Source organism: Petrotoga halophila DSM 16923, from assembly GCF_002924615.1.
Map to the genome: position 1 here is coordinate 21,929 of NZ_JALY01000177.1, position 11,929 is coordinate 33,857.

At 32.8% G+C, this 11,929-nt stretch carries 13 protein-coding genes and 1 riboswitch; of the genes, 8 read left to right on the plus strand and 5 right to left on the minus strand.

Going from position 1 to position 11,929, the window contains the following annotated elements:
* Positions 1–837: a 5'-methylthioadenosine/S-adenosylhomocysteine nucleosidase family protein gene (locus AA81_RS08885; protein WP_103898832.1), complete on the plus strand. Its 837-nt coding sequence runs from the start codon at positions 1–3 to the stop codon at positions 835–837.
* Positions 806–1,846: an SPL family radical SAM protein gene (locus tag AA81_RS08890; protein ID WP_211292686.1), complete on the plus strand. Its 1,041-nt coding sequence runs from the start codon at positions 806–808 to the stop codon at positions 1,844–1,846. Before AA81_RS08885 ends, AA81_RS08890 begins: the two co-directional genes overlap by 32 nt.
* A gap of 35 nt (positions 1,847–1,881) precedes the next feature.
* Here AA81_RS08890 and speE read toward each other — a convergent pair whose 3' ends face one another.
* The 3 genes from speE to AA81_RS08905 are packed head-to-tail and all read right to left on the minus strand — an operon-like array spanning position 1,882 to position 3,709.
* The gene (gene speE / locus AA81_RS08895) at positions 1,882–2,760 is read right to left on the minus strand and encodes a polyamine aminopropyltransferase (RefSeq protein ID WP_103898834.1); all 879 of its coding nucleotides are present in this window, start codon (positions 2,758–2,760) and stop codon (positions 1,882–1,884) included.
* Positions 2,760–3,158: an adenosylmethionine decarboxylase gene (gene speD, locus AA81_RS08900; protein WP_103898835.1), complete on the minus strand. Its 399-nt coding sequence runs from the start codon at positions 3,156–3,158 to the stop codon at positions 2,760–2,762. Before speD ends, speE begins: the two co-directional genes overlap by 1 nt.
* 14 nt (positions 3,159–3,172) lie before the next feature.
* The gene (locus AA81_RS08905) at positions 3,173–3,709 is read right to left on the minus strand and encodes a helix-turn-helix domain-containing protein (RefSeq protein ID WP_103076103.1); all 537 of its coding nucleotides are present in this window, start codon (positions 3,707–3,709) and stop codon (positions 3,173–3,175) included.
* Positions 3,710–4,066: 357 nt separating this feature from the next.
* On the opposite strand from AA81_RS08905, the gene AA81_RS08910 reads away from it, so the two are divergent.
* From AA81_RS08910 to AA81_RS08935, 4 genes are all read left to right on the plus strand, one after another.
* On the plus strand, positions 4,067–5,086 hold the full coding sequence (locus AA81_RS08910; protein ID WP_103076104.1) for a rod shape-determining protein: 1,020 nt from the start codon (positions 4,067–4,069) through the stop codon (positions 5,084–5,086).
* 34 nt (positions 5,087–5,120) lie between these two features.
* On the plus strand, positions 5,121–5,765 hold the full coding sequence (locus tag AA81_RS08915; protein WP_211292687.1) for a hypothetical protein: 645 nt from the start codon (positions 5,121–5,123) through the stop codon (positions 5,763–5,765).
* Positions 5,766–6,178: 413 nt separating this feature from the next.
* Positions 6,179–7,888, plus strand: a complete 1,710-nt coding sequence (locus AA81_RS08925; RefSeq protein WP_103898837.1) for a penicillin-binding transpeptidase domain-containing protein — start codon at positions 6,179–6,181, stop codon at positions 7,886–7,888.
* 194 nt (positions 7,889–8,082) lie between these two features.
* On the plus strand, positions 8,083–9,324 hold the full coding sequence (locus AA81_RS08935) for a hypothetical protein (protein WP_103076109.1): 1,242 nt from the start codon (positions 8,083–8,085) through the stop codon (positions 9,322–9,324).
* Here the strand turns inward: AA81_RS08935 and AA81_RS08940 are convergent.
* Positions 9,314–9,721 carry a GIY-YIG nuclease family protein gene (locus AA81_RS08940; protein WP_342750135.1) on the minus strand — a complete coding sequence of 136 codons (408 nt, stop codon included), beginning with the start codon at positions 9,719–9,721 and terminating at the stop codon, positions 9,314–9,316. The genes AA81_RS08935 and AA81_RS08940 overlap by 11 nt on opposite strands.
* A gap of 23 nt (positions 9,722–9,744) precedes the next feature.
* Here AA81_RS08940 and AA81_RS08945 point away from each other — a divergent pair, with 23 nt between their 5' ends.
* Positions 9,745–10,275 (plus strand): hypothetical protein, encoded by a 531-nt coding sequence (locus AA81_RS08945; RefSeq protein WP_103079581.1) that lies wholly within the window; start codon positions 9,745–9,747, stop codon positions 10,273–10,275.
* Here AA81_RS08945 and AA81_RS08950 read toward each other — a convergent pair.
* Positions 10,264–11,124: an alpha/beta fold hydrolase gene (locus AA81_RS08950; RefSeq protein WP_103079582.1), complete on the minus strand. Its 861-nt coding sequence runs from the start codon at positions 11,122–11,124 to the stop codon at positions 10,264–10,266. The two genes, AA81_RS08945 and AA81_RS08950, sit on opposite strands and share 12 nt — an antisense overlap.
* Positions 11,125–11,410: 286 nt before the next feature.
* On the opposite strand from AA81_RS08950, the gene AA81_RS08955 reads away from it, so the two are divergent.
* Positions 11,411–11,653 (plus strand): glutaredoxin family protein, encoded by a 243-nt coding sequence (locus tag AA81_RS08955; RefSeq protein ID WP_103079583.1) that lies wholly within the window; start codon positions 11,411–11,413, stop codon positions 11,651–11,653.
* Positions 11,654–11,738: 85 nt separating this feature from the next.
* A riboswitch (Lysine riboswitch) is annotated at positions 11,739–11,918 on the plus strand.
* Positions 11,919–11,929: the final 11 nt, after the last annotated feature.

Here is an 11,929-nt window from a genome sequence, read left to right on the forward strand (position 1 = left end):
ATGCTTTATATAATCTCTGCAATAGACATTGAAGCACGAGCGATAATAAAATATTTAAATTTAAAAAAAACAACAGATAGACCTTTTGAGACTTATCAAAACGAAGAAGTTCATCTTGTAATATCAGGGGTAGGAAAAATCAATGCAGCCGGAGCTACATCTTATTTATTGAAAGATACCTTAAAGGATCTTAACCATAGTGATTATGCAATAAATTTAGGAATATGCGGTAGTTTAAATAACAAATTTAATGTAGGCGATCTAGTTTTAGTTAATAAAGTAGTAGATTATGAGAAAAAAAGAAAGTACTATACGGATATCTTAGTCAAACACAACCTAAAAGAAGGCTCTATACAAAGTATAGATACTCTCCACAGCAATTATGAATTTGAAGAAGATCTAGTCGATATGGAATCATCGGCTTTTTTTGAAATTGCTTCAAAATTTTTGCCTGTGCATCAGGTATATGTGCTAAAAATAGTCTCTGATAAAGTGAGTAAAAATCAACCATTAGAAAAACTGACTAACAAATATATAGATGAGTTGATTTACGATAAATTAGAAGAAATTTTTTCTTTCACAAAATTGGTGAGTTCTCTACTAAAGTTATTTCAACCTATTCTTCAACAACAAGACGAAGAAATTATAAAAAAGATATCTATTACTTTGAAACTAACGTTCTCACAGACCAAACAACTTGAAAATGCATATGCATATTTCAAATCGAATAAAAAAGTAAGTCCTTTATTCTTAAAAGAATATTTTAACTACATTCCGAAAAGTAAAAAAGAAAGGGATGCGATTTTTGAAGATCTCAAAACAAAACTATACAAATGAAACTTTCTCACACATCTACATCGAAAAAGATGCTTTAAATTATCCACTAACCAATGAAATTACAAGCAAACTCAACAAAAGTAAGATAGTCTATATTGATAATTACAATGAAATATTCTCCAGGAAAAACCAAAACCCTTTTCTACAAAAGCTCTCACCGTCTCTGATTCTGGCAGTTAACAAGGGTGATTTTATCTATAAAGGGTCACCTTTGTGCCATGATTTTGAACAACAAAATTTCTACTACACAAATTTCATAGTTAATTGTCTATTCGATTGCGATTACTGTTATTTGAAAGGCATGAACTTCTCTTCCCACATTTTATTCTTTGTTAATCTCTCAGATTACTTTCATGAATTAAGCAGATTGATAAACGAGATTAAAGAACGCCCCGAACGGGGTCAAGGAAAAATTTATCTAAGTATATCGTATGATTCAGACATCCTTCTTTTTGAAGGAATCTATCCATTTTTAAAAGAATGGATAGATTTTGCTGAGGCAAACCCTCTGATAACTATAGAAATCCGCACTAAATCAACCAATTATAAAAAATTCCTGAATTACTCTCCATTAGAAAATTTGATCATTACATGGAGCATATCCCCACAGGAAGTAATAGAAAAATATGAAAAAAACACCCCCTCTTTAGAAAGAAGGTTAATGGCTATATCTCAATTGCTACAAAAAGGGTGGAAAATCAATTTAGCGTTGGATCCTATACTTTATATCGGAGAAAATTGGCAAGAGAAATACAAGGAGTTTATTAACTCGATATCTAAAAAAATTAACCTACAAAAGATTAACGCAATTACACTAGGAGTATTTAGAATTCCAGTTGACTATCTAAAAAGATTTAAAAAGTTTTTTAAATCCCCGATTGCTTTTTTTCCTTATCAAACCACAAATGGTGTATCCACCTACCCTGAGGAATTAAAAAGTGAAATGATCGAATTCGTCTATTCAGAACTAGAAAAAATATATAATAAGACAAATATATACGTAGTTTGATTGTTTTAGAAAAATAGACGGACAATTGTCCGTCATTATTTACTGAATTCACTAATTAATTTTTTTACAAAAACAGGTAGAGAAAAAGATGCAACATGTACTTCTTCATCGTAGTATTTAAGTTCTTTATTAAACTCTTTAACTTTTTCAGGGTCAAAATCTTTTATTGGATCCAAATTTTTTGAGGCAAACGTCCATGTCCACGTACCCGGCATATATTGAGGTACATAACCCATATACAATCGTGCTATATTGAAGGTATTGCTGATTCTCCTATACGCTCTTACCATCCATTCTTTCTTTAAAAAAGGCTCCTCGGTTTGTGCGGAAAAAACTCCATTTTCATTCAAGGCTTCAAAACAATTTTGATAAAACTTTTCGGTGAAAAGCAGTCCTCCTTCACCTTCAGTGGGATCTGTGGAATCAATCAATATAACGTCGAATTCATCTTTAAATTGAGAAACGAATTTACTCCCATCTTCATAAACCAATTCCACCTTTGGATTTTTTAACTCATAAGAAATGTTAGGTAAATACTTTAAAGCAGCTTCTATAACCTTTTTATCCAATTCACAAAGAACCACTTTCTCTACTGAATCATGTTTCAATACTTCTCTGACAGTTCCTCCATCCCCTCCACCGATTATCAAAACCTTCTTGGGATTAGGATGTATGAACAAAGGAACGTGTGAGATCATTTCATGATAAACAAATTCATCTGAATCTCTCGTCATAATGACTCCATCTAACGAGAATAGTTTTCCAAACGCGGGGGTTTCGTATATATCTATTCTTTGATATTCTGTTTGCTCGGTATAAATATGATTAGTTGTTTCTGTAAAGACTCCCACATTATGTGCTTTATCATACTCGGTAAAAATAGTATGTGGAAAGGTATAATTATTTTCAGCCATCAACTCACCTCAACTTTATGCAACGAATTTTCAGGAATTCCAATAGTAGAAAAGACTCCTCGCTTAAATTCTTGACTCTCCTGTCTTTTTGAATTTAAAGCATCTTTCAAATAGTAAAAAGCTTTCCATGGATCGACAGAATCTCCACAAGTATATATATCTAAAGAAGCATAATTATATTCAGGCCAAGTGTGTATTGCCAAATGAGATTCAGAAACAATTATTGCTCCACTTACCCCATGTGGTAAGAATCTATGAAATGTAGAAGTAACTATTGTTGCCCCCGATTCAATGGCTGCTTTTTTCATTAAATATTCTATTTGTTGAACATCGTTTAGTATCTCTTCATCGCAATCGTATAATTCTGATATTAAATGTCTTCCTAGGGATTTTGCCATCTCTCAATCCTCCTTTAAAATATTTCTATCCATATTAGAGTTGCTGTTTTTGAAGTACTTTTATTTTTTATGAAATGTTTCTTATTGGCTGAATAAAAAAAAGTTTCCTCTTTACGTACTAGATAAACTTCTTTGTTGAGGTATAACTCTATCTCTCCTTCGATCACATATCCCAATTCCACACCTTCATGGGGTTTTTCGATATCAGTCGAACAACCTGGTTGCAAAACCACTAAAGAAGGTTCTATATTTTTTGGTTCCGACGTTGTTAAAAGAAGTTCTTCTTTAACTCCTTTTGGTGTATCATATATAGGTATTCGATCTTCTTTTGTGAAAACAATCTTTTCCTTATTTTCAAGATTTGAAAAAAAATCTTTCAAATCTGTTCCTAAGGCTCTTAGTATCATTTCCAAATTTTCAACAGTTGGGGAAGCTAAATCCCTTTCAACTTGGGAAATAAAACCTCTTGTTAAATCAGATCTAGTTGCGAGTTCCTCTTGGGTCATGTTTCTCATTATTCTAAGACTTTTTATCTTTTCACCTATTTGCATTCAAGGTTCCTCCAATAAACTATCAAAAATGCACAGTTAATTAAACAAGTCGGTTAATATTATAAATTTTTATTTTATATTTGTCAATTACGAGAATTTACATTTATGTTTCCACAACATCAATAATGAGTTGTTTGTGTTATACTAATTATTAGTTAGCTGATTAGGAATATTCTAAATAAAATGTGTATGCTGCAGAAGGGAAAGGCAAACCCTTATTATCCTTATGGGTGGGCATCGGAGCGAAACCTTACCTTCTTTTTCCTTATGGGTGGGCTGCGGGGCGAAGGGGCGCTAACACAGTTTTTAGAGTTTCTAAAGAGAGCATAATATACTTTTAAGGAGGACTTTTATATAATGCGATCGTATTTGAGGCCTTATCTTGGTATCGATTTGGGAACAGCAAACACCTTAGTTTATATGAAAGGTAAAGGGATAATTCTAAATGAACCTTCCGTTATAGCTATCAATAAAGAAACGTCAGAATTGCTTAAAGTAGGAAAAGAAGCTAAGAAAATGATTGGAAAAACACCTGCTAATATAATCGCCGTTAGACCACTAAAAGAGGGTGTAATAGCAGATTATAATGTCGCTATGACTATGCTTAAATACTTTATAAACACAGCATTGAATGGTTTTAGCTTTTTTAAACCATCTGTAGTTGTGGGAATACCTACAGATGCAACTCAAGTAGAAAGAAATGCTCTGAGAGAAGCTGCTTTGGATGCCGGTTCTAGTAAAGCTTTTTTAATTGAAGAAGCTATGGCAACGGCTATTGGCGCTGGTTTAGATGTAGAAGAACCATCCGGTAATATGATTGTAGATATAGGTGGAGGTACCACAGAAATAGCTGTAATTTCATTAGGAAATATTGTATTATCCAAATCTATAAGGGTAGCGGGAGATCTGATCGATCAAGAAATTATCAATCACATAAAATCAAAATACAATATGGTAATAGGAGAAAAAACCGCTGAGAGGATAAAAATTGAGATTGGTAATGTTTTTGATAGCCCCCAATACAGTGATTTAAGTATGGAAGTGATAGGCTTAGACGTTCTATCTGGACTTCCAAAGAGTGTTACGATCACAGGCTCAGAGATAAGAAATGCAATGCGAGTCCCTGTTTCCAAGATAGTTGAAAATATTAAATTGGCCATTGAAGAAACTCCACCTGAACTTTTGTATGATATCGTTAATAGAGGTATATTTTTAGCTGGTGGAGGAGCGATGATTAAAGGTATAAAGGAGTTGCTAGAAAAAGAAACGTTGATAAGAGTTGTAATAGCGGATGATCCAATAACTTGTGTGGCTAGAGGGGCTGGAATGGTTATTGACAAGATTAATCTTATAAAAAGTATATCTCAAAAAGCTTAATATGAGATATTTTGGGATATTATTTTTAGTAATTTTGATCTTTATTTCAATATTATTTAATACTTTTGAGAACTTAGGTGGTATTTTAGATCCGCTAACATACTCGTTTGATATGGTTTTTTCACTGTTTCATTCTAAAATTTCGGAAAGGAATGTAAGCGCTGAAAAAATTTCTAGTATCTTAGATGAACTCAAAAAAGAGCCTCTTTATATAATTGAAAGTAAAAGTAGTGAAAATATAAATTTAACGATCCCTCGAGGTATAATTTTAAATGAAACTAATCGTTCTTTTAACGTTTTAACGAACAATGAAGGTAATTTAGAAAAAGGTTATTTAGCTGTTTCTACAGATGGAAATCTTTTGGGTTTTGTTGAAAATACATTCTCAGATAGAGTAGTGGTGAGAAAATTAGGTTGGGGGAACCAACAATTTTTTGGAAAAATAGGGGTTGTAGATGTTTTAATAAAAGAAGATAAAGGCAATTTATTGGTCGAAATACCTGATAATTATAATGTTGTAATGAAAGAACACCTAGACATAGATCTTCCGGCTTATGTAAAGAGCGTAGAAAAAGAAGGTATATTTTTATCAGGTGAAATTGTTTCTAAATATGGAGACCTTTATCTTTTCAACCCTCTGGTGATTGATGATTTTTTAGTGTACTTTTTTCCTTACTAAACAGAAGAAGTGAGAATATATGATGTATTTGATTTATTTTTTATTAGCTCTAATTACCGCTTCATTTGATAGATGGTTAGGAGAAATTCTTTTTTTTGTCTTTCCTATAATTGTCTTATATGTGTCAAATCTTGAAAAAGATGACCATAGACTTCTTTTTTTCGTATTTATATATACTATTTTTTATTTCAATTCAAGGTTTGAATTGGGATTCCTCGCGATAATATTTTTCGCTATATTCCTTCTCATCAACTTTTTCTTACATCAGTTGGAAATGACTTTAATTAAAGCATTGATATACACGGGTGTTTTGTCATTGTATATGAGTGTCATTACTTCTTCTCTTTATCCTTTTTTCTTAGACATGATAATCATCTTTGTATTATATTTTATGAACATGAGGCTGGTTTTGGATGAAAGAAAAAAGAGTTAAAATATTGTTTTCTTTATTTTTTCTGGGTATTATATTACTTTTTGCTAGATCATTTCAATTGCAGATTTTAAACTGGAATAAATACACGATGGAAGTTCAAGAGTTATCAACAAGAATTGTAAAAGATTCTCCTAAAAGAGGAAATATATACGATAGAAATGGGAATTTGTTGGCATGGAACCAAAGGATATATAATTTAACGAATTTAGGAGGAACGTTGAGTGAAGAAACAGAAGCTGAATTGTACCAAGTTCTAAAAGGTGTGGTAGATAATCCGTATACCGTAATAGATAAATTAAATTTTCAAAAAAGAGTGAATTTGGAAATAAATTCAGTGACAGCTCAAAAGATAGCAAATATTGACAAAAATCTACAAGTTGAAGAAAGATATATAAGAAAGTATGCCCACGAATCTTTATACCATGTCTTAGGTTATGTTGACAATGAAGGTACTCCAAGGTCAGGATTGGAATTGGTGTTTGATAAAAAATTACAGGGTCAGCCAGGGTACAAAATGATCAATATTGCAACAAATGAATCCGTTTCACCTACTATAGCCAACGCACATTCTATTAATGGAAACAATATTTATTTGACATTAGATTTAGATTTACAGATAAAGGCATACAATTATTTAAAAGAAAATAACTACAATGGTTCGGTGATAATCTCAGAACCAAAAACCGGAGAAATATTAGTATTTGTTAGTTATCCTTCCGTAGATCCTAATTTGTTTGCTCAAGGAATGAGTAATTTAGAGTTTCAAAGAATTTTGAATGATAATAATATGCCTTTGTTAAATAGAGCTACATCTGCATTGTATCCACCCGGGTCTATTATAAAACCTTTTGTTGCATATGCTGCCCTTGAAGGGGGTATATCTCCACAAGCAACCATAAATTCGACTGGAAGATACGATTTAAAAAACTCTCAAGGTAACATTATCGCATCTTATTACGATTGGTATACATTGGGACATGGTGAAACCGATTTGGTGAAATCCCTGAGGGCATCGGTTAACTCTTATTATTATTGGCTTGGAGAAAAGTTGGGGATAGACTACTTGAATAGTGTTGCGGATAGATTTGATATTACCTCTAAAACAGGCATAGAAATACCAAATGAAAAAGCTGGTATCTTTCCAGATCCAGAATGGAAATATGAGAAATTCGATACCATATGGTATCCAGGAGAAACATTATTAACGTATATAGGTCAAGGTTACGTCACAATGACTCCCCTTCAAATTCTAAGAATATATAATATTCTTGCTACACAAGGTGAATATTATCAATTCAGCTTATTTAAAAAGGAAGAAGATGCTTTTGGAAATATCATAAATCAAAATGTGCCTTTACTTAGAGATTCTTACGAAATGAACGAAGAATATCTGAAATACATTTACCAAGGTATGGTAGAAGTAACCTCATTCAGTGGACCACCTGGTGAAGAAGGTACTGCTTATCAATCGTTTAGCGATTTCCCCATAACTGTAGCCGGAAAGACAGGTACCGCAGAAGTAGGAGGTGGAAAACCTGCTCATTCATGGTTCGCTGGTTTTTTACCAGCAAATAACCCACAGTACTCGATTGTGGTCATTATAGAAAATGGAGGGATGGGATCCACTGGTGCAGCACCTATTGCTAGAGAGATACTCGATGATCTAGTTGAAAAATATCATATTCAATAAAAAAAGGCGGGATGCGGAGCGAAGAGGTAAGGGCTCCTTTATCCTTATGGGTGGGGAGCGGGGGAAGGGCGCTATAGATATAGATAGTTTTATAAAGAAAATTCTGCTTTTAAAAAAGGATCACAGGGCGGAGCTCTCCCCTTACTGGGCTAGGACCGCAGGTCCTTTTAATAAATCAAAAGGAGATGAATTTCATGAAGAAAATGTATGTATTTTTTATGCTCATCGTTTTTTTAAGTATAACGGTTCTTTCTGAGAATTATACCTTTATCTTTAAAGATGTTCAACTGTTCTATACAGTTTCTAACGAAACCTCATTCTTTGTTCCTGAGGGTTTTGACGTGCTTTGGATCAGTGGAGTGGATTCTTGGGAACTCAAAAAGGTGTATCAACATTTCCCTTTTAAGATCACTTCATTGGAAGATTACACTCAAAAATCTATCGAAGCTATAGATGAGGACATTTACAAGATTGTTGGAACAAATGAAATTCTATTTTTCAATCCTCAATTAAATCGTTGGTGCGTTACCGATGAAAAGAATAAAGATAAGATTCAACCCCCTACTCAAATTTTATTGAAAAACCCTAAGAACGCCGTAATTGCTTTAAAGGGAGAGGGTTCATGGGAAATTATCTATGAAATGAAAAATGACGGAACTTTCAGCAAAAACGTTCAAATCAACGGTGTTCCTGTTGGGCAAACCAATCTATACTTAGTCAACGAATATCTTAACTTGTCTCCTCGCGATTACTTAGAGAGTACAAAGTTATTGAGTAACACACGTATGGCAAGTGAAGATGATTTTGAAATAGTTGCACAAGAAGCAATTCTAAGTCAAACTTATACAATGAATCTTGGAAGAGTCAATTTTCAAAATAGTTTAATGAACGTTAGGATATCCCAAAACGATATATTGTCATATGAAGACAGAAACGTAATTAATTTTTCTTTGTACACCAATATAACAAATTATACAAAAACCGAGATAATCAGACACGTAGAAAACACGAAATACAATGGTTTAGGAATAGAGTTACCTTCGGGAAAGGTTTGGATCCATGAGGAATTCGATAGTGAAAGTTTTCCAATAAAGTTAGCGTACATTAATGATACTCCCGTTGGAGACACGTTCAAGATAAACTTAGGTGAGAGTTGGGATGTACAGTATAAAATAGAAAAATTGTCTGATGTTGAAGTTAAATCGGCAAATTCCCGAATAGTAGACCTTTTGATCAGTGTGAAAAACTTCAGTAAAGGCAAACAAATCGTTAACTTGAGTATGTCTACACCCAATATCGAAATAGATGAAATGCAAATAGAAGGAAATTATCAAAATTTAAAAAACAACTCGGAAAAAGGTAAAATTGATATTGTTTTCGATATAATAGATGAAGTAAGAATAAGAATGACGATTAAGACTATCCTTAGAGAATAAAGTTTTTAATAATTTCAAAAAAATAGTCGATATTATCAATGAGATAAAGATTTGATTTTACAGTTAAATCAGATGCACCAAAACCTTCAATAAACTGAAATTTCTGGGCAAATTCTTTGGAGATATCTTCTTCAAGGCGTTTGTGTGAAGGTAGCATAGCGATAAATATTATTTTGTTTGCTTTGTTCTCTAAAATACCATCTATATGCCAGTGTTTTTGATATGCCTTCTCCTTGAAAGTCATATGTCTACCCACTCTTTGGTAGAGGTTTTTCATAGCGGAACCTATATAGGCATACAAACCTTTATTGATCTTTATCTCTTTGTGATGTAAGTTTACTATACAATCTTTTTTTATCTCAATCAGTAAAATGTAAGATCCTTTATTCGTCTCTATCCCTCCAAGAGAAAGGTGATTTTATGATTGATTCCATCAAACCAGAGAATTTTAACCCATACTTGGGCTACAAATTAGACCCAGGTGAACCAGGGTTGTCTAATAGTTCTCCTGCATCTTTGAGTATACTTAGGGTGGCGGCCCATGAGTTGGGAAATATAAATCAATTTAAATCTCAGGCTCTGAAAAAAGGTGGAATTGTTATATATACAGACATCGACCTTAATCTTAAAAGAAGAGGGGGTTTTTTGGCCGCCGTTGGAGGAAAATCTAAAGCTGTTATTCTGTATAGAAAAGAAATAAGCAAAAGTACTCCACAAGATTCCGCTTATGAACTGCAAAATACAGAGAAAAAAGTCAACGAAACGGAAGATATAAAGCAAAGGATCGAAAAAGAAATTCAAAAAATAATGAATGAATTAAGAGCCGAAACAGACCCTGAAAAAATAAAAAAGTTACTCAACACCCTTCACTCTTTAGAAATTTATAAAAGTAACAGCTCTTCTTTAGATTTGGAGTTTATTTTAGGATTAACTTTGGATCTAACGGTTTGATTCTAAAACTTCTTCTCTTTTATTACTTTTCTCCCAAATCTCTTGGGGTTGGTCTTTTTCTATAAAATTAATCACCCAACGCCCCACGATTCTTTTGAATATATAACTTGATTTATGTCCTGCCAATAAACTTTTCACTTTTTTATTTGGTAATAAATGTTGAAGGTCATTTGTGGCTTTATGTGGCATGATCTTATCGAAAAGAGCTTTTATAAAAAGGACAGGTTGATTAACGAACTTAGCATAACTCAGAGAGTCGTAATGATAACAAGTGATAGGTGTTTTTTGGAATATATCATCTATAGAATTGATATTATTTTTTACAAAGTTTGCCGCATCACTTCTAAATTTTTTACAAAACTCCTCGGAATCACAACCAAAAGAATTTTTTTCTTTTGCGTATCTTTCCCTGACTTTTTCCGTATATGGTGAGTAAAAGTTTATCCATCTCCAATTCCCACCTGTGATCATCAAGATTCCTTTTTTAATCCTCTTATCGAGAGCTAAAGCCATTGTACCAATGATTCCTCCAAAAGATACCCCCATTAAGTACAAGTGATTTTCGGAAAAATCATCGAAGGTTTCAAGTAAATCTATTGTCCTTCGAACGTCTTTTACAGAATTGTGAAAAAGTATGGTGCATTCCTTTGGCTCGGGTGAATAATAAGGGTCACCATCTTCTATATCATTTGGTTTTCTACTTAGATGGTAAGGAAGGATCACAACACTTGTTCTGTAGCCAAATTTCTTAAAATACCTCCCGTACCATTCAAGGTATGGAACGTTGTTGGGTCCAATACCGTGCAGAAAGACTATATCTCCTTTAACTTTTTGTTCTGGTTTAAACATATGAATGACCTGAGTTTCGTTCTCTTTGTAGATAGGGTCAGTATATACCGTGTCGAAAGTATAAACAGAATAATCGTTTTCATCTCTTACTTTGTAATTTATTGGGGTTTTAGGATAATTAAAAATATAGTCCGTTGTTCATCACCTCGTGTTTTAAACGTGAAATTGATATTTATATATCTCTATTTTACAAAATTATATTTACTTCTTCTTAAAAGAAATATTATAAAATTCTGTTATTATAATAAAAAATACCTATATAGGGTATAGGAGGTGGAAGAACAACATGCAACATGTAAAGATAAAGGTTTATACAACTCCAAGTTGTCCTTGGTGTAGAAAAGCCAAATCGTATTTTAGAGGTTTAGGAATAAAATTTAAAGAAGTTGATGTTTCAAAAGATGCAAAAGCGGCAGAAGAATTAGTTCGAAGAACTCATCAAATGGGGACACCGGTAATTCAAATTGGAAATCATTATATAATCGGTTTTGATAAAAACAAAATAGATAGTATGCTTGGAATAAACTAAAACAATAATTTCAACAATAATCAAAAAGTAACTTTTTGTTATTCTTTGTGTTATTTGAATATGTTATCTTATAACAAAGTTAATTATTTAAAGCGGAGGCGCAACCGAGAAGAGTAACTTCTTCTGTTTGTAGAGGGTATTTTAGAAGAAGCGAAAGGCGAGGTTGCCGAAGAAGTAAGAAGAAAGCCCTCATCTTCTGACTTCTGGGTATGTGGGGAATACCTACATAACTGTCACGTGAAGAACGTGGAGAGCCGCTGAAAATGGGAAAAAATA